Genomic DNA, 17,178 nt, shown 5'->3' on the forward strand with positions numbered 1-17,178 from the left:
GAGCCGCAGCATCTGCTGCAGCGGCGGGGGAATCGTGCCGAAATAGGCGGTAAAATTGGCTTCGGCCTCCCCCGCTCCGGCAACCGGCAAAGGTTGCCGGGGCGGCACCGGATGATCGGGAAAGCAGGCGTCAAGGATCTGCGCGAAATCCATCGCCGCCGCCTCTCCGCGCAGGCTGGTCAGCACGATCAGCCCGGCTGTTGCCTCGACCAGGGACAGGCCGATGGCGATGCCGCGCTCGATCTCGCGGCGGGCCAGCGCCAGATGCCGCCGGTCAATGGCCGCAACAGCCGCAAACAACGCCTTGAGTCGGGCCGGGACGGCACCATCGGTTTCGATCACATCGCGAAAGGCATCGAAGCCTGCCAGCGTGTAGGGCGCATGGCCTTGCAGCAATGCGTTATCCATCAACGGACTTTTTATCATTGCATCTCTCCTGCCGTTTTGATGCTCGACCGAACAGTCGGGCGTCAACTCAAAAATTTTCTCCTGACCAGTTTGACAGCCGACCAGTCGGTCGACTAGCAAACACTCGACCGCCCGGTTGGGCGAGTCCTAGAAAGCCACCGGACAGTGATTCGGATGAGCAGCAGGAGAGAACAGGTGGATTTTGGGCAATCAGCCAGATCCCGGGACTGGATGGAACGGGTGCGCGCCTTCATGGAGGAGCATATCGTCCCCGCAGTGCCGATCTATCACCAGCAGGCCGCGACGATTGACCGCTGGGCCAAAATCCCCCCGATTTTCGATGAGCTGAAGGCTCGGGCGCGCGAAGAGGGTCTGTGGAACCTCTTCATGCCACCCTCAGAGCATGACGATGCGTTTTTCACCAGCGTCGGCCTCAGCAATGTGGAATACGCGCCGATCGCCGAGCTGATGGGGCGCATTTCCTTCGCCAGCGAAGTCTTCAACTGCATGGCGCCCGACACCGGCAATTTCGAGGTGCTGCATCGCTATGGCACGCATGCCCAGAAGGAGCGTTTTCTGGTGCCGCTGCGCGATGGCGAAACCCGTTCGGCCTTCCTGATGACCGAACCGGCCGTCGCCTCGTCCGACGCGCGCAACATTCAGACCGAGATCCGCCGCGAGGGTGGCGATTACGTCATCAATGGCCGCAAATGGTGGTCCTCGGGCGCGGGCCATCCGCGCTGCGATTTCTTCATCGTGATGGGCAAGACCGATCCCGATGCTTCGGCCTATCGCCAGCAGTCGATGATCCTGGTGCCGCGCGATACGCCCGGTGTCACGCTGGTCCGCCACCTGCCCGTCTTCGGCTACGATCACGCGCCCCATGGCCATTTCGAGGTGCTGCTGGAGAATGTCCGCGTGCCCACCGAGAACATGCTGCTGGGCGAGGGCTGCGGCTTCGAGATCGCGCAGGGCCGCCTCGGCCCGGGCCGCATCCATCACACGATGCGCAACATCGCCACGATGGAGGTCGCGCTGGAGAAAATGTGCCGGCGGCTGCTTTCGCGCAATGCCTTCGGCAAGGCCATCGCCGAACATTCGGTGTGGGAAGAGCGCATCGCCCGCGCCCGCTGCGAGATCGAGATGACCCGCCTGCTCTGTCTGAAGGCCGCGCATATGATGGACACGGTGGGCAACAAGGAAGCCCGTGCCGAGATCGCGATGATCAAGGTGGCCGCGCCGAAAATGGCGCAACGCATCGTCGACGATGCCATCCAGGCGCATGGCGGCGGCGGCGTCAGCGACGATTTCGGACTGGCGGAGCTTTGGGCCAACACCCGCATCGTGCGGCTGACCGACGGCCCGGACGAGGTGCATGAACGCCAGATCGCCCGCATGGAACTGGCCCGCTATGCCGATGCGCCGCGCGGCGAGGCGCGCTCATGAGCGCGCCCCAGCCCGCCGCCACCATCGGCAACACGGTGGATGTCGCCCCCGGCAGCGCCTTCAACGAGGCCCGGCTGCTCGCCTATCTTGCGGGAAAGATTGCCGGGTTTGCCGGTCCCATGCAGGTCCAGCAGTTCGAGGGCGGGCAGTCAAACCCGACCTTCCTGCTCATCACGCCAGAACGGCGCTATGTGCTGCGCCGCAAGCCTGCGGGGGTGCTGCTCAAATCGGCCCATGCCGTGGACCGCGAATATCGTGTGACCCGCGCCCTGTTCGATGCCGGCCTGCCGGTCGCCGAACCGCTGATGCTGTGCGAGGACGAGGATGTCATCGGCACGATGTTCTATGTGATGCGCCATGTGCCCGGGCGCAGCTTCTGGAACCCGCATATGCCCGACCTCACCCCGCATGAGCGCGCGGCGGTCTATGATTCGGCCAATGAGACGCTCGCCCGGCTGCATCTGGTCGATTACGCCGCGCTGGGTCTTGGCGATTATGGCCGTCCGGGCAATTATTTCGAGCGGCAGATCTCGCGCTGGTCACGCCAGTATGAAGCCTCGCGCACCACGGACATTCCCGAGATGGATCGTCTGGCCGCCTGGCTGCCGGGCGCGATCCCCCCGACCGATGACCGCACGACGATCATCCATGGGGACTATTCGTTCCACAATCTGCTCATTCACCCGACAGAACCCCGCGTCGCGGCGGTGATCGACTGGGAGCTTTCAACGCTGGGCGATCCGCTGGGCGACCTCACCTATCACATGATGGAATGGTTCCGTCCCGAGGGCGTGGATGTGCGCGGCACGCTCAAGGGCGCGGATCTGGCCACGCTGGGCATTCCCGATGCGCAGAGCTATGCGCGCCGCTATTGCGAGCGGACCGGCTTTCGCTGCGATCCAACGCATCCCTTCTACCGCGCCTTCAACCTGTTCCGCGTCGCCGCGATCCTGCAGGGCATCGCCGGGCGCGCGCGCGACGGTGTGCAGACCGGCGCCCATGCGGGCGACATCATCACCCGCATCACCCCCCTGGCCAAAGCCGCATGGCATGCGGCGCAGGAGGCCGGGGCGACCTGACAGCAGCCGATCCGACCATCGAACGTGAGCATCGCGGGCAAGCCAAAAGGCAGCCCGATTCTGGGGAGAGAGACAATGATCAAGAGTTCGCGATTTATCCGTCTGGCCTTGCTGTCCGGTTGCGCGACACTGGTGTGCGCCGCGCCCGCCCGTGCCCAGTCCGACACGCCGCCGGGCGGCACGGCAACGCAGGCCAGGCCATCCTCCGGCACACCGGGAGATGCCGACATCGTGGTGACGGCCCGCCGCAAGGTTGAAAGGCTGCTCGATGTGCCGGTCGCGGCAACGGTCGTCGACCAGACCCAGTTGCGTCAGCACGATCTGACCTCGGTGGCGAACATCAAGATCGCCGTGCCGGAAATCTCGCTCGACCGCGGCTTTACCGGATCGGGCACTTCGATCACCCTGCGCGGCGTGAGTTCCTCCGCGCTCGATCCCGGGGTCGAGCAGTCCGTGCTGATCGACATGGACGGCATGGCGATCAGCCGGGGCCGTCTGGTGAATGACGCCATGTTCGACATCAACACGATCTCGGTGCTGAAGGGACCTCAGGCGCTGTTCTTCGGGAAGAATTCGCCCGGCGGCGTGGTCTCCATCCAGTCGGCCAATCCCACCAGCCGCTTCACCGCCTTCCTGCGGGCAGGCTATGAATTCACCAGCCGCAACCCGCAAATCGAAGGCGCCATTTCCGGGCCGCTGACTGACAGTCTGGGCGCGCGTCTGGCCTTCTATTCCAGCAACAGCCAGGGCTATATCATCAATCAGGACAGTGGCGTGGTGGATGCCGTGCGCAACCAGCAGACGGGCAGCACCTATGTTCCGGCCGCGCCGCATCGTCTCGGCGCGGAGCAGAAGCTGGCCGGGCGTCTGACTCTTGCTTATGACAATGGCTCGCCCTTCACCGCCAATTTCAAACTGCTCTTCAGCCATTATCGCAACCAGGGCATTCAGGCCTTCAGCGAGGTGATGGGCTGCCCCACCACACGCTCCCAGCCCGGCACCGTGGGCGGCGTGCTCGATCCGACAGGGGACTGCAAGCTCAACAACCGCAGCTCGCAAGGCTGGCTGTCGCCAACGATCATCGCGGCCTGGCCGGAAGTGAGGAAATATGCTGGCGGCCAGCCTTATGGCAAGAACGATTCGGTTCTTCCCGTGCTGACCATGAACTACAAGATGAAGGATGTGATGATCACATCGGTGACGGGTTATTATAATTACGATTACGTCACCCAGGGCAACGCCGATGCCACAAGCTATTCCTACTTCTGGTCCTACAGCAACGAGAAGAACAGCAGCTTCTATCAAGACATCCGCATTGTTTCCAACTTCGACGGGCGCTTCAATTTCGCGACCGGTGGCCACTATGAACACAACAACCGCACGGCCTACGTCGGCGCGGCCAGCGGCTCTCTGCCGATGGACCCGCTGACCGGCCGCTATGAGGCGGACGACAACCAGCAACACAACAAGAGCGAAGCCTATTCGCTCTTCGCGCAGGGGATCGTGAAGATCACCCCGGCGCTCGAACTGGCCGGCGGTGCGCGCTTCACGCATCAGGTGAACGATCTCAACTCCTTCAACACCTTCGTCAATCCGGCGATCGTGACCACCCAGCTTGCCGTGGGTCAGCATATTCAGGGTTCCAAATCCCAGCACAACATCTCGCCCGAGGCGACGCTGACCTGGCACCCGACGCATAACACCACGCTTTATGGCGCTTACAAGACCGGCTTCCTGGCGGGCGGCTTTTCCAACCCGGGCACGCTGGCGCCCACCTCCGCGATCAGCAACCTGTCCTTCGATCCCGAAAAGGTCACGGGCGTGGAACTGGGGGCGAAAGGCGCTTTCCTCAACAACCGCCTGACCGGCTCGCTGACGCTTTATCGCTACATCTACAAGGGCCTGCCGCTGACCTCGCTGATCGCGCTCAGCAACAATTCGCTGACCTACGTAACCCAGAACGCGGCCAGCACCGTTTCGCAAGGCGTCGAATTCGAATCCTCGCTGCGCCTCACGCCTTCCACCACGCTCAACGGCACTGCCGCCTATACCGATGCCCATTTCGAAAGCTTCACCCGCGCGCAATGCTACACCGGGCAGACTGTGGCGCAGGGTTGCGTGCCAACCTCGGGCAGCACCGGCTTCGTGCAGAACCTGTCGGGCCGCGCGGTCTATCGCGCGCCAAGCTGGATCGCCTCGGCCGGGATCACTCAACAGATCCCGCTCTCGGCAAAGTTCAAGACCTCGCTCAACGCGGATCTGCGCTATTCCAGCGGCTATTACACCGGACTCAATCTGAATCCGCTATCCTATCAGCCCGGCTATACGGTCGTGAACGCCGGCGTTCGGCTTTCGTCGCAGGATGATCGCTACAGCCTGGCGGTCATCGGGCGCAATCTTACCAACCGCATCTATGGCACACTTGGGATCGACAAGCCGGGCGGCGTGGGCGAGGTCTTCACCGTTGCGGGTGAGCCCCGCGCCGTGGTGCTGCAGGTCGAGCTGAAATATTGAGAGAGGCCAGTCATGAGCGATCCCATCATTGAATGCGACCTTCTGGTCATCGGAGCGGGCATGGCGGGCCTTTCCGCCGCCGGGTGGGCGGCCGAGCGCGGCGCCCGGGTGATCGTGGTTGATCGCGCTCCGTCCATAGGCGGATCCGCCTTCCTTTCAGGCGGAGTGTTCTGGACTGCCACATCGCCTGGGACGATGGCGCTCTATGCAGGCGGCGATCCGGCTCTCGGTTCTGTCATCTTCGAGACCTATCCGGATGCCATCGCATGGCTGCGCGGTCGCGGCATCGACATCACGCCGCGCATGAATGTGCTGCATGGTTATGGCTATCAAATCGACATCGTCGCGCATCTGCGCGGCTGTGCCGACCTCGTGGAGGGAGCTGCAGGCCACGTCATTCTCAACACGCAGACATTGTCGCTGCTGCGCGATGAAAATGGCGCCGTGATCGGCGCGCGCACCAGCCATGCCGATGGCGAAGTTCTGGTGCACGCGCCGGCAACAATCCTGGCGACCGGTGGCTATCAGGCCTCGCCCGATCTGCGGGCGCGGTTCATCCACCCGCAGGCGCGCGACATGCGGCTGCGTTCCAACCCTTTTAGCGATGGCACGGGGCTGCGATTGGGCGAGGAAGCTGGTGGCCAGATCAAGGGTGAAAATCCTGGCTTCTACGGGCACCTTGTCAGCGGATCGCCACAATGGGGCGAAGAACGTCTCAATGTCATGCTCTCGCAATATCACAGCGAGCATGCACTGCTGCTCAACGAAGAAGGTTTGCGCTTCTGCGACGAAACCTATGGCGACCACGCCAGCACCTATCAGACCGTGCTGCAGAGCCGTTCACGCGCTCTGTGCTTCTGGGACGCACGAGTCCATGCCAATTATGCCACACAGGCGGTTGTCGCAACCGCATCGCCAGAGGATAAAATGGACATAGCACTGCGCTTTGGCGGCCAGGGCCTTGTCGCGCCCTCGATTGAAGCTGTCGCCCGCTTCGCCGGAGAACAGGGCTTTAACGGAGCGCAGGTGGAGCGCAGCATCGCTGCCTACAATCTGGCCTCACACAGCGGGTGGGAAACCTTGATCCCCCCGCGCATGGAAAGCTGCGATCCGCTCGACCAGGCGCCTTTCTACGCGCTGGTCGTCCATCCCGCGATCACCTTCACCTTCGGCGGGCTGAGCATCGACACCGGCGCCCATGTGCTGGACGCGCAGGGCATGCGGATCGCGGGGCTCTTCGCGGCGGGCAGCGATGCCGGTGGCGCCTTCGGCAAGGGTTATGCCGGCGGCCTTGCGCTGGCGATGACTTTTGGAATGACTGCCGCTCGCTCGGCCGGATGGGTATGACAATGACGGTATCGACCACTGCAACATGGGCCCAGCGCCGAACATTGTTCGCGCTCTTTCTCGTGTCGACGTTCAACTATATCGACCGCACGATCCTGTCGCTGCTGCAGATCCCGATCAAGCGCGAGCTGGGGCTGAGCGACGGGCAGATGGGCGCGCTGACAGGTCTTGCCTTCGCGATCTTCTACACCACCCTGTCGCTGCCGGTCGCGCGGATTGCGGATCGCGGCAACCGCCGCTGGCTGATCGTGGCCTCGCTGCTCATCTGGAGCACCATGACCGCCTGCAGTGGGCTTGCCGCCGGCTTTGCCACGCTGGTGTTCTTTCGCATCGGAGTGGCGATTGGCGAGAGCGGCAGCATTCCGGCCAGCGTCTCGCTGATCGCCGACTTTTATCCGGCGCAGCGGCGCGCAAGCGCGATGGCAACCTGGGGGCTTGCGCTCCCGACTGGGCTCATGCTGGGCTATGCTGGCACTGGCTGGCTGGAGGAGCGCTTTGGCTGGCGCATCGCTTTCGCGTTGGTTGGCGGGGCGGGCGTTCTGCTTGCACCCTTGGTCTTCGCGCTGATCCGCGAACCGGGCCGCCCTGCCGCCACCGGCGAGGCGGAGCCTGCTCTGAGCTTCCGGCAATCCGTCCTCTATCTGTGGCGCAGCCCGGCTTATCGCCTGGCCGTTGGCGGTTGCACGCTCCACGCGTTCTCGCAGTATGCGCTGATGACCTGGAACGCGCCTTTTTTCGTGCGAAACCATGGTCTCTCCATGCCCCAGGTCGCGTTGCTGATGGCGCTCCTCAGCGGGTTCGCAGGTGCGGCAGGGATGTACCTGGGAGGCTTTGCCGCAGATCGGCTCAGTCAGCGTGACATCCGTTGGCGCGTGTGGATGATGGCACTTGTCATCGCTGTCTATGTTCCTGCGACGCTGATCGAACTGCTGGCGCCCTCGCTCGCCCTGTCCATCGCCATGGCGACTTTGGTCGCCGCGGTATCGATCGCCTATTACGGCCCAGTCCTTTCTGTGACCCAATCGCTGGTTCCCACCAATCTGCGGGCGATGTGCAATGCGGTTCTGCTGCTGGTCTTCAACCTATTCGGTCTCGGCCTTGGCCCTTGGCTGGTCGGCCTGACGAGCGACCAACTGACCGCTCACTTCGGTGCCGGAGAGAATGGGCTGCGTTACGCGCTCAGCCTCAGCCTCCTCACGTCTCTGGCCAGCGTTGCCGTGCTCATGCTCTGTGCTCAGGCCTATCGTAAGGAAATCGCAGCAAAGGCCAAGACAGTGGCTGGCAGCTAAATCCTTCAGAACGCTCCCCCTGCATCGCTTGCCGTAACGACGGGTTGCACAGATGCCATCTGCGACCCAGCCATTTGACCAATAAGGCTCGCGTTCGGACACATGGCGCATCATCAAGGGCGCGCATGACGTTTTGCGCGAGGCACGGGTGCAGCAGGCGTTGGCAGGCAGCAAGGTGCCGGTCGCGGCGATTCCGGGGTCCGGTCGCGGCGATTCCGGAGTCCGATCGCGCCGCTTATTATGACGAAACCAACCGTGTCATCGCCGCGCTGCATACCGTTGATGTCGGCGCAATCGGGCTTGGCGATTTCGGCAGGCCGGGCAATTATTTCAGCCGCCAGATCACACGGTGGTCCCGGCAATATCGCGCCGACGATCTGGCGGAGCGCGATGGAGCGATGGACGCCCTTGCTGCGTGGCTGCCTTCGGCCATTCCCGAAGGGGCGGAGACAGCCCTGATCCACGGCGATTTTCGCATCGACAACGTGATATTTCATCCGGATGAGCCGCGCATTCTGGCGGTCCTCGACCGGGAACTGTCCACGCTGAGCCTGCCCACGCTGGAAGCCCATGTCGCCGCCTATTGCGCGCGAACCGGGCGCAGCGGCATCCCGAACTGGAACTTCCACCTCGCCTTCAACGAGGTCCGCCTCGCCGCCATTGTCCATGGCATCAAGGGGCGCGTCTTGCGCGGCAATGCCAGCAATGCGCAGGCCAGCGAGCGAGCGAAGGCATTCCCACGGCTCGCCGCACTCGGAGCCGGATGGATGGATAAACTGTAAGACCGTTTGCCAAGCCGCCCGGATGGTGCCCCGGGCGGCTCTTCTCAGGCAGCCAGTTCGGCGCGCGCCGCACAGGGGCCGCCGAACAGCCTGCTGAGCAGCAGCACCCGGCGCAAACCGCGCCCCACCGCCAGTTCGTCGGTTACGCCCATGCCGCCGTGGAACTGCACGGCCTCCTCGGCGAGGCGCAAAGCAGCCTCCCCGGCATAGGCGCGCGCCGCGGCCACGGAAGCCTGACGTTCCCCTTCCGGCGCCAGCGCCGCGCGCAGCATCATCGAGCGCGCCTGTTCCAGCATCACATAAAGCCGGGCGCAGCGGTGCTGGATCACCTGAAACGAGGCAATCGCCTGACCGAACTGCCTGCGCTGCTTCACATAATCCACCGTCAGATCGAGCAGCGTCGCCATCGCCCCGACCATCTCCGCCACAATGGCCAGCTGCCCCAGAGCCAGCGCCGCCGCAACCTGTCCCTCCGGCACCTCCAGCAGCGCGGCACCGGCGGCATCACACCGCAGATCGGCGGCAAGGCTGCCATCCACCAGCCGCACCGGCCTGCGGTGAAGCCGGGGATCGTCCGCAGCGAGCAGCGCCACCCCGCCATCCTCCGCCGCCACCAGAAAGGCTTCGGCAGCCATGCCATCGCGCACCAGCCCGAGATGCCCGGTCAGCCCCTTGTCCGAGATCATGCCTCCGCGCGCGAAAGCCAGCGTCAGCGTGCCTTGCGCGATCCCCGCAAGCAGCTGATCGCCTCGCGACGAGGACGCCGCCGCGCCCAGCAGATGGCCGCAGATCACCACCCCCTCGGCCAGCGGCGTGATCGCCAGACTGCGCCCGAAAGCTTCGGCCACCAGCATCACATCCTGTGGCGCTCCGCCCATCCCTCCGGCGGCTTCGGGCAGCAGAAAGCCGAACAGGCCCAGCTCTCCAAGCGCCGACCAGTCCTGCGCCGGCATGGGCCCTGCGGCCATCGTCGCGGGATCGGTGCGGGCGGCCAGAAAGCGCGCCACCATATCGAGCACCATCGCCTGATCGTCATTGGGCGCGAACCGCATGGGTCAGAGCACCTCGATGATCGAGGCATTGGCGATGCCGCCGCCCTCGCACATCGTCTGCAGGCCATAGCGCAGGCCGCGCGCCTTGAGCGCATGGATCAGCGTGGCGGTCAGCCTGGTGCCGGTGGCGCCCAGCGGGTGGCCCAGCGCGATGGCGCCGCCGTTGACGTTGAGCTTGCCGGGATCGGCCTCCAGCGCCCTGGCCCAGGCCAGGGGAATCGAGGCGAAGGCCTCATTGACCTCGAACAGGTCGATGTCGCCCAGCTTCAGCCCCGCGCGGTCGAGCACCTTGCGCGTCGCCGGGATCGGCTCCTCCAGCATCACCACCGGATCGCCCGCCGTCACGGCCAGATTCACAATCCGGGCCATCGGGGTCAGGCCATGCGCCTTGACCGCAGCCGCCGAGGCGATCAGCACCCCACTGGCGCCATCGCAGATCTGGCTGGCGGCGGCGGCGGACAGCGTGCCGCCTTCCGCGATCAGCTTCACCGTGGAGAGCGCCTCGAGAGTGGAGTTGGCGCGGATGCCCTCGTCCTGATCGTGGATCATCGCCTCGCCCTCGGGACCGGTCAGCGCGATGGGCAGGATTTCCGCCGCAAAAGCGCCGCTGGCGGTCGCTGCCGCCGCTTTCTGATGGCTGGCAAGGGCAAAGCGGTCATGATCCTCGCGGGTGAAACCGTATTTGTCGGCGATCATCTGCGCGCCGGCGAACTGGTTGAAGGTGTCCACCCCGAAACGCGTCTTGATCGAGGCGGGAAAAGGGTCCGCGCCGATGCCCCCCGCCTTGGCCAGCGTGATCGCGCTGCCCATCGGCACGCGGGTCATGCTCTCAACGCCCGCCGCGATGACCACATCCTGCATGCCCGACATCACCGCCTGCGCGGCGAAATGCAGCGCCTGCTGCGAAGAGCCGCATTGACGGTCGATGGTCACGCCCGGCACGCTGTCGGGCAGGCCGGATGCCAGCACCAGATTGCGCGCGAAGGCAAAGCATTGCTCGCCGACCTGGCTGACACAGCCGACGATCACATCGTCGATCGCGGCTGGATCGATGCCGCTGTCGGCCACCAGCGCGTCGAGGATCTGCGCCCCCAGATCGGCGGGATGCCAGCCGGCCAGACGCCCGTTCCGGCGACCGCCGGCGGTGCGCCGCGCCGCGATGATATAGGCTTCGGACATGGTTTTTCCTCCTGAAGGTCAAAGGCCCAGCGCGGCTCTGGCGATGATGGCGAGCTGGATTTCGCTCGTGCCGCCAAAGATCGACCAGGCGCGGGCATTGAGATAACGGGCCGCCGCCACTTGCGCGGTGGCCGAATGAAAGGGCGCGGGCACGCCCGCATCGTAAAAGGGGCGCTCCTCGGGCCATTGCAGACCGGCCATGCCGAAAGCATCGACCGCCAGCACCTCGATCCCCTGCCGGATCTCCGAAGCGATCAGCTTGGTGATGACGCTGCGCGGGCCGGGCGCCTCCCCCGCCTCGATCTCGGCCAGCGTGCGCAATTCGGTGATCTCCAGCGCCTCGGCCTCCAGACGCAGGCGCAGCGCGCGCTCGGCAAGCTCGCCGCGCAAAGGCCCGGTCTCGCCCTGCAACCGCACCAGATCGGCCAGCAGCTGCGGGGCGAAGGCGGTGCCCCCGCGCTCGTTCTCCAGCAGGAATTTAGCGATGGTCCAGCCCTGCCCTTCCTCGCCGATGCGGTCGGCGACAGGCACCCGCACAGTGTCGAGAAACACCTCATTCAGCTCGTGATCGCCCGAAGCGCTCAGGATCGGGCGGACCGTGACACCGGGCAGCGCCATGTCGATCATCAGGAAGCTGATCCCGGCCTGCGGCTTGACGGCGGGATCGGTGCGCACCAGCGCGAAAAGCCGGTTGGCGTGTTGCGCCTGGGTGGTCCAGATCTTGTGGCCGTTCACGATGTAGTGATCGCCATCACGCTCGGCGCGGGTGCGCAGGCTGGCGAGGTCCGATCCCGATCCCGGCTCGGAAAAGCCCTGTGCCCAGACATGCTCGGCGCTGCGCAGCCGTGGCAGGTAGAACGCCTTCTGCGCCGCGCTGCCAAAGGTGTAGAGCACCGGCCCCAGCAGCTTGAGCCCCATGCCCGGCAGCACCGGAGCGCCAGCCTGCGCGCATTCCTTCTCGAAGATCCAGCGCTGGAGCGGCGTCCAGCCCGGCCCGCCCGCCGTTTCGGGCCAATGGTAGACCAGCCAGCCCTTCGCCTCCAGAATGGCCTGCCATGCCCGCGCGATGTCCGGCTCGGCAAAGACGCCCGAGGTGAGCGCCGCGCCATGCCGCAGGCGCGGTGTCAGCGCTTGCGCGAGAAAGGCGCGGACCTCATCGCGGAAGGCAAGCTGCTGAGGACTGAACGACATCTCCATCGCTCAACGCTCCACGATGGCGACGGCGGAGACGCCGGGCGCGCCATAGACATGGCTGTACCCCAGCCGTGGCTCGCCCGGCACCTGCCGCGCCCCGGCCCTGCCGGTCAATTGCCGGTAGTTTTCGTAAACCTGCCGCAGACCCGAGGCGCCAATCGGCTCCCCGCAAGCGAGGCAGCCGCCATCGGTGTTGACCGGCAACATCCCATCGATCCGCGTGCGCCCCTCGGCGATCCAGGCGGTCTGCTCGCCATCGGCGCAGAAGCCGTTTTCAGCCATATGCATGATCTCGGCGCCCACTTCGGTGTCCTGCAGCTGGGCGACATCGATGTCCCTGGGCCCCACCCCAGCCATCTCATAAGCCGCCTGCGAGGCCAGCGTGGTGGGCGAGCCGCCACGCTCCAGATCCAGCGCCGGGGAGAACACCTCGAAGGAACCGGGGGGCCGGGTGCGCATCGCCACCGCCCGCAGCCGCACCGCGGGCAGGCCCAGTTCGCGCGCCTTCCTTTCGCTGGCCAGCACCAGCGCCACCGCGCCTTCCGCCGGCGAGCAGAACATGAATTTCGTCAAAGGATCGCTGACCATCTGCGAGGTGAGAATGGTCTGGCGGTCGACCGGCTCGCGCCGCCAGGCGTGTTCGGCCAAAGCGCCATTGGCAAAGGCCTTTTCCGCCACCGCGCCCAGCGTGTCCTCCGCAATGCCGAAAGCGACGCGGTAGCGCTGGATCTTCATGGCGAAGAACTGGGTGGTCAGCATCAGCCCGGTTTCGCCATACCAGTCGGGCAACCCCCAATCGGCGGGCAGCGGCGAGAAGGAACCGCGCGGATGTTTGTCAAAGCCGACCGCCAGCCCCAGATCGAAACTGCCCGCACGGATCGCATTATAGGCGCCGAACAGGGCCGAACCGCCGGTGGCGCAGCCATTGGCGACATTGACGAAAGGCAGACCGGTCTGGCCCAACGCGCTGACCATCGTATCGGCATTGCCTGCCGAATCCGAACCGCCAAAGGCAAACTGGATCTGCGGCCAGGTGAGCCCGCAATGGTCCAGCGCCTGCCGCACGGCAAAGACACCCTGCTGAAGACCGGTGAGCGCGGGCGTGCGGCCGAAAGCGTGGATTCCCGCGCCCACAATGAAAACATCACGCATGGCCGGGGGTCTCCAGCGGGGCGAACGCGAAGGTGGTGCGGGTCTCGCCATTCGCCAGCGTAAAGGGCAGGGGCACCAGCTGCATCGGCAGGTCGAGGCGGAGCGCCTCGAAGGCGATGCCGGTCAGCCGCGCCTCGACGATCAGCGCCCCGGCCAGCGCGACATAGCCGACCGCATAGGGCTCGAAGGCCTCGGGTCCGGCATAGGGCGGCGATTTGGGGCGGAAGCGCTGCACGGTCCATGACCACAGGCTGCCTTGGCGCGGCAGAAGCACGCGATCGAAGCGGTTGTCCCCTGCCGGGCGGGCGGGGAAAACATGGCGTCCGGTGGCAATCTCGCGCGAGGCGATCAGATGCAGCGCGCCATCGCTGAGTGTCAGCAGGTCATCGGCAATCGGGGGATGAATATCGAGCATGGGCCTCTCCTGCCCCGCTCCATATCACTCAACCGACCGGTCGGATGCTGACCAATACGACAGTCGCCCGCGATGGTCTTCAGCGCATCATGCCCAGAAAGCCGAGCTGCGCCGCCTTGAACAGCGTCTGGTCGCGGTTGACGGCATCGAGCTTGCGCGAAGCCGACAGGATGTGGAACCGCACCGTGGTGCGCTGTACGCCCAGAATCAGGCCGATTTCCTCATTGGTCTTGCCGCCCGCCGCCCAGCGCAGGCATTCGACCTCGCGCTTGCTCAGCGCCACGCCCGCCACGCCGGGGCGGCGGCGCGCGGTCACCCGGACATAGCTGTGGACGAAGCCCCGCGCGAGCATGGCCAGCGCCTCGCCCGCCTGCTCATAGACGGCGGAGAGATCCTCGCAAGAGGCATCGCGCGAGAGGAAGCTGGCGGCGGCGATCTGCCCAAAGGGCAGATGGATGGGCACCACGATGGCCGCGGCGGTCAGCGCCCTTTCGCGAAAATCGGCCAGATCGATCGCATCGAGCAGCGGATTGGGCCCGCGCGCGTGAAACCCTTCGGCATGGCACCAGAAGGGCTCCGCCTCGACCCGACAGGCATGCACGATGGGCGAGATCAGCGCCAGTTGCGGCGTCTCCCACCAGCGCGCGTCGATGAAGCCGAAGACCTCGCTGGCCAGAATGGTGCCGTTGCTGTCGCACATCGGCTCGCGGCTGGCGACATTGTGAGTCACAGCGGTGCGCAAGCCGCAGAGCCGGTCCACCGCGTCGCGCAGTGCGCAGGCCGCGCGCCAGATGTCCTCGCTGTCGGCGATGCGCACTGCCGCCAGCGCCGCGGCGGAGGGCAGCACGGGCGGCATCACGGACGGCGAGGCCATCATGTTCAGCCCCGCGCCAGGCGCAATCCATCGAAGAAGGGCTTGCACAAGGCGTCGGCAACATCTTCGGGAGAGCGCTTCTTCGCCATGGGCGGATACCATTTGTAGGCCCAGTTGCCCATGCCCAGAAAGCTGTAGGTCGTGAGAGCAGGATCGCAATCGCGGAAGGTGCCATCCTCGATCCCCTGCACGATCACCGCCTGAATGCGGTCGAAATAGATCTGCCTGCGGTCGCGGATCGCCTTGCGCATCTTGCCTTCCAGATCGCCGTAATGATCCATGAAAGCACGGACATAACCGGGATGTTCGGCGATCTGGCGCAGGATGTTGATGCAGGCATCGCGCAGCACATTGGCCGGATCGGCCACCGACCCCGCCTCGCCCAGACCATCCAGCAACGTCGTCATATGCGCATCGTGAATGGCATAGAGGATCGCGTTCTTGCTGGGAAAATAGTGGTAAAGCGTCGGCTTGCCGAGGCCCACCTCATCCGCGAGCATCTGCATGGAGGCCTTGTGATAGCCAACCTTGTCGAACAGATTTGCGCAATGCCGCAAGATCTCGTTGCGCTTTTCATCGTGGGCTTCGGTGGTTTGCCGTTTTTTTCTTACTGCCTGCGCCATGCCTGGCTCTCTACCTTCCTCGTCCGGCCATAAGGCCCAAGCTGTCATTCACCCCGTTCGCCCCGGTGCGTGTCCCCCGGTCGAGGCCCGGCACCCCATACGGCGCGATTCCCTGCCGTCCATGATGCGGACCTCTCCATTTGGAAACTCGACCGTCTGGTCGGGCGCGACTATCGGTGGGCCTGATTGGACAACAATGCAAGCCCGGGAGAAGAAAATGATGCGTCTGGATGGTAAGATCGCTCTGGTGACCGGAGCCAGCTCGGGGCTGGGCCGCCACTTTGCGCAGCGCCTCGCCGCGCAGGGCGCAACCGTGCTGGCGGCGGCACGGCGCAGCACACCACTCGAAGCGCTGAGCGAGGAGATCGCGCGGGAGGGCGGAGCCTGCCACCCGGTCACCATGGATGTCACCGATCCCGCTTCGGTGGCGGAGGCCTTCGCGCGGATCGCCCGCGATGGCCATGGTCCGCTTGCCATTCTGGTCAACAATGCCGGTGTCGCCACCACCCGCGCCGCCATCGAGATGAGCGCGGAGGAATGGCAAGGCGTGCTGGCCCCCAACCTGACCGGAGCGTTCCTTGTGGCCCGCCACGCCGCGCAGGCGATGGAGGGCGCGGGCGGCAGCATCGTCAATGTCGCCTCGATTCTGGGCGAAAGGGTGGCCAAGGGGCTGGCCGCCTATGCCGCCAGCAAGGCCGCGCTGATCCAGCTGACCAAAGCGCTGGCGCTGGAATGGGCGCCGCGCGGCATCCGCGTCAACGCCCTGGCGCCCGGCTACATCGAGACCGACCTCAACCGGGCCTTTTTCGCCTCACCCGCCGGCCAGCGCCTGATCGCCCGCATTCCGCAGCAGCGGCTGGGCCAGATGGAGGATCTCGACGGCCCGCTGCTGCTGCTGTGCTCGCAGGCCTCGGCCTATATGACCGGCGCGGTGATCGCCATCGACGGCGGCCATCTGGTGAGCGGCCTGTAACGTCTCAGCTGTCCATCGCCGTCGCGCCCACCACCCAGGCCGACAGGCCGGCGGTGGGCACGGCGCAGATGACTGCCTCGGCCACGGCAGCCTCGCTGGCGCCGGCCTTGCGCGCACCTTGCATATGCACCGATGTCCAGCTGCTGTAATCGGCGCTCAGCACCGTCACCAGAAGCAATTCGGCATGGGCCGGATCGAGCGCCGTGCCCGACAACGTGCCCTCGCGCATCAGATAATAGGCATCCGCGCCCAGCGGCACGAGATCGAACAGCTTGCCCAGCGAAGGCGGCATGGTGCCGAAATACTGGAGGAAATTCGCCTCGGCTTCTCCGGGGGCCACCTCGATGGCCTGTTCGCCGGGCTCGGGCGCCTGCGCCTCGGGCCAGATCTCGCGGAAGAAGCCGTGGTAACGCAGCGAGGCGCCTTCGCCGCGCACGCTCGCCAGGATCGCCACGGCGGCCCCGGCCTCGGCCTCGCTCAGGCCCGCGGCTTTGGCTGCGGCCAGTTCGCGCCGGGCCATGTCCTCATAGCCTTTGACCGTGGCCGCACAGGCCACGAACAGCCGTTTGACCGGCGCGGGAATCGCTCCGTCGCTGTCGATGATCTGACGCCAGCGCCGAAAACCGGCGACCGTCTTGGGGGCCTTGGCTTGCAGCAAGCCGAGCGCCAGCAGCGGGTTGGTGGTTTGTGTCACGAAAGGCTCTCCCATTTTTGCGGCCTGATTCTTACGGCCCTATTTTATGGACCGCCCGGTCGGGTGATATCTTGGTAAGAGGTGCCTTCATCGCGGTCAACCGCGTGAATGAGGTTGACGCCCGACCGGACGGTCGGTTACGCCAAGACCCAGGCGA

General features: G+C 65.3%; 15 protein-coding genes and 1 pseudogene. 7 read left to right on the top strand and 9 right to left on the bottom strand.

The genetic code is table 11. The features are described 5' to 3' along the window. Window positions 1–408, bottom strand: a pseudogene (locus tag SR3_RS10095) (carboxymuconolactone decarboxylase family protein); the annotation flags it as partial. A 231-nt stretch (window positions 409–639) separates the two neighbouring features. Between SR3_RS10095 and SR3_RS10100 the strand changes: the two are divergent. The 6 genes from SR3_RS10100 to SR3_RS10125 all read left to right on the top strand — a co-directional run bounded on the left by SR3_RS10100 (window position 640) and on the right by SR3_RS10125 (window position 8,865). Further along, complete coding sequence (locus SR3_RS10100) at window positions 640–1,854, top strand: acyl-CoA dehydrogenase family protein (protein ID WP_084455326.1); 1,215 nt, start codon at window positions 640–642, stop codon at window positions 1,852–1,854. Continuing rightward, window positions 1,851–2,933, top strand: a complete 1,083-nt coding sequence (locus tag SR3_RS10105) for a phosphotransferase family protein (RefSeq protein WP_068084756.1) — start codon at window positions 1,851–1,853, stop codon at window positions 2,931–2,933. Before SR3_RS10100 ends, SR3_RS10105 begins: the two co-directional genes overlap by 4 nt. Before the next feature lie 75 nt (window positions 2,934–3,008). After that, on the top strand, window positions 3,009–5,447 hold the full coding sequence (locus tag SR3_RS10110) for a TonB-dependent receptor (protein WP_068084759.1): 2,439 nt from the start codon (window positions 3,009–3,011) through the stop codon (window positions 5,445–5,447). A gap of 12 nt (window positions 5,448–5,459) precedes the next feature. Then, complete coding sequence (locus SR3_RS10115) at window positions 5,460–6,794, top strand: FAD-dependent oxidoreductase (protein ID WP_068084763.1); 1,335 nt, start codon at window positions 5,460–5,462, stop codon at window positions 6,792–6,794. Between the two features lie 2 nt (window positions 6,795–6,796). Beyond that, the gene (locus tag SR3_RS10120; protein WP_245653859.1) at window positions 6,797–8,083 is read left to right on the top strand and encodes a spinster family MFS transporter; all 1,287 of its coding nucleotides are present in this window, start codon (window positions 6,797–6,799) and stop codon (window positions 8,081–8,083) included. A 125-nt stretch (window positions 8,084–8,208) separates the two neighbouring features. Beyond that, complete coding sequence (locus SR3_RS10125; protein ID WP_068084765.1) at window positions 8,209–8,865, top strand: phosphotransferase; 657 nt, start codon at window positions 8,209–8,211, stop codon at window positions 8,863–8,865. Window positions 8,866–8,909: 44 nt separating this feature from the next. On the opposite strand, the gene SR3_RS10130 is transcribed toward SR3_RS10125, so the two are convergent. The 7 genes from SR3_RS10130 to SR3_RS10160 all read right to left on the bottom strand — a co-directional run bounded on the left by SR3_RS10130 (window position 8,910) and on the right by SR3_RS10160 (window position 15,402). Continuing rightward, a complete protein-coding gene (locus tag SR3_RS10130; RefSeq protein WP_068084768.1) occupies window positions 8,910–9,917 on the bottom strand; it encodes an acyl-CoA dehydrogenase family protein in 1,008 nt (335 codons plus the stop codon). 3 nt (window positions 9,918–9,920) lie between these two features. Beyond that, a complete protein-coding gene (locus SR3_RS10135) occupies window positions 9,921–11,096 on the bottom strand; it encodes an acetyl-CoA C-acetyltransferase (protein WP_068084770.1) in 1,176 nt (391 codons plus the stop codon). A gap of 18 nt (window positions 11,097–11,114) precedes the next feature. After that, window positions 11,115–12,293 (bottom strand): acyl-CoA dehydrogenase family protein, encoded by a 1,179-nt coding sequence (locus SR3_RS10140; protein ID WP_068084773.1) that lies wholly within the window; start codon window positions 12,291–12,293, stop codon window positions 11,115–11,117. Window positions 12,294–12,296: 3 nt separating this feature from the next. Then, window positions 12,297–13,442 carry a thiolase family protein gene (locus SR3_RS10145; protein WP_068084775.1) on the bottom strand — a complete coding sequence of 382 codons (1,146 nt, stop codon included), beginning with the start codon at window positions 13,440–13,442 and terminating at the stop codon, window positions 12,297–12,299. After that, the gene (locus SR3_RS10150; RefSeq protein ID WP_068084778.1) at window positions 13,435–13,857 is read right to left on the bottom strand and encodes a Zn-ribbon domain-containing OB-fold protein; all 423 of its coding nucleotides are present in this window, start codon (window positions 13,855–13,857) and stop codon (window positions 13,435–13,437) included. Before SR3_RS10150 ends, SR3_RS10145 begins: the two co-directional genes overlap by 8 nt. 79 nt (window positions 13,858–13,936) lie before the next feature. Then, window positions 13,937–14,734 (bottom strand): helix-turn-helix transcriptional regulator, encoded by a 798-nt coding sequence (locus tag SR3_RS10155; protein ID WP_245653860.1) that lies wholly within the window; start codon window positions 14,732–14,734, stop codon window positions 13,937–13,939. 2 nt (window positions 14,735–14,736) lie between these two features. Next, the gene (locus SR3_RS10160) at window positions 14,737–15,402 is read right to left on the bottom strand and encodes a TetR/AcrR family transcriptional regulator (RefSeq protein WP_307560397.1); all 666 of its coding nucleotides are present in this window, start codon (window positions 15,400–15,402) and stop codon (window positions 14,737–14,739) included. A gap of 172 nt (window positions 15,403–15,574) precedes the next feature. On the opposite strand from SR3_RS10160, the gene SR3_RS10165 reads away from it, so the two are divergent. Next, on the top strand, window positions 15,575–16,327 hold the full coding sequence (locus tag SR3_RS10165; RefSeq protein WP_068085032.1) for an SDR family NAD(P)-dependent oxidoreductase: 753 nt from the start codon (window positions 15,575–15,577) through the stop codon (window positions 16,325–16,327). Between the two features lie 4 nt (window positions 16,328–16,331). Here SR3_RS10165 and SR3_RS10170 read toward each other — a convergent pair whose 3' ends face one another. Then, the gene (locus SR3_RS10170; protein ID WP_245653862.1) at window positions 16,332–17,021 is read right to left on the bottom strand and encodes a carboxymuconolactone decarboxylase family protein; all 690 of its coding nucleotides are present in this window, start codon (window positions 17,019–17,021) and stop codon (window positions 16,332–16,334) included. Window positions 17,022–17,178 lie beyond the last annotated feature (157 nt).

Origin of the sequence: Novosphingobium rosa NBRC 15208, from assembly GCF_001598555.1 — a bacterium.
In the GTDB taxonomy this organism is placed as follows: domain Bacteria; phylum Pseudomonadota; class Alphaproteobacteria; order Sphingomonadales; family Sphingomonadaceae; genus Novosphingobium; species Novosphingobium rosa.

Bases quoted from the DNA above. Each gene is read 5' to 3' on its own strand.
- SR3_RS10100 (WP_084455326.1), top strand. From the start codon at position 640: ATGGAACGGGTGCGCGCCTTCATGGAGGAGCATATCGTCCCCGCAGTG.
- SR3_RS10105 (WP_068084756.1), top strand. From the start codon at position 1,851: ATGAGCGCGCCCCAGCCCGCCGCCACCATCGGCAACACGGTGGATGTC.
- SR3_RS10110 (WP_068084759.1), top strand. From the start codon at position 3,009: ATGATCAAGAGTTCGCGATTTATCCGTCTGGCCTTGCTGTCCGGTTGC.
- SR3_RS10115 (WP_068084763.1), top strand. From the start codon at position 5,460: ATGAGCGATCCCATCATTGAATGCGACCTTCTGGTCATCGGAGCGGGC.
- SR3_RS10120 (WP_245653859.1), top strand. From the start codon at position 6,797: ATGACGGTATCGACCACTGCAACATGGGCCCAGCGCCGAACATTGTTC.
- SR3_RS10125 (WP_068084765.1), top strand. From the start codon at position 8,209: ATGACGTTTTGCGCGAGGCACGGGTGCAGCAGGCGTTGGCAGGCAGCA.
- SR3_RS10130 (WP_068084768.1), bottom strand. From the start codon at position 9,917: ATGCGGTTCGCGCCCAATGACGATCAGGCGATGGTGCTCGATATGGTG.
- SR3_RS10135 (WP_068084770.1), bottom strand. From the start codon at position 11,096: ATGTCCGAAGCCTATATCATCGCGGCGCGGCGCACCGCCGGCGGTCGC.
- SR3_RS10140 (WP_068084773.1), bottom strand. From the start codon at position 12,293: ATGGAGATGTCGTTCAGTCCTCAGCAGCTTGCCTTCCGCGATGAGGTC.
- SR3_RS10145 (WP_068084775.1), bottom strand. From the start codon at position 13,442: ATGCGTGATGTTTTCATTGTGGGCGCGGGAATCCACGCTTTCGGCCGC.
- SR3_RS10150 (WP_068084778.1), bottom strand. From the start codon at position 13,857: ATGCTCGATATTCATCCCCCGATTGCCGATGACCTGCTGACACTCAGC.
- SR3_RS10155 (WP_245653860.1), bottom strand. From the start codon at position 14,734: ATGATGGCCTCGCCGTCCGTGATGCCGCCCGTGCTGCCCTCCGCCGCG.
- SR3_RS10160 (WP_307560397.1), bottom strand. From the start codon at position 15,402: ATGACAGCTTGGGCCTTATGGCCGGACGAGGAAGGTAGAGAGCCAGGC.
- SR3_RS10165 (WP_068085032.1), top strand. From the start codon at position 15,575: ATGCGTCTGGATGGTAAGATCGCTCTGGTGACCGGAGCCAGCTCGGGG.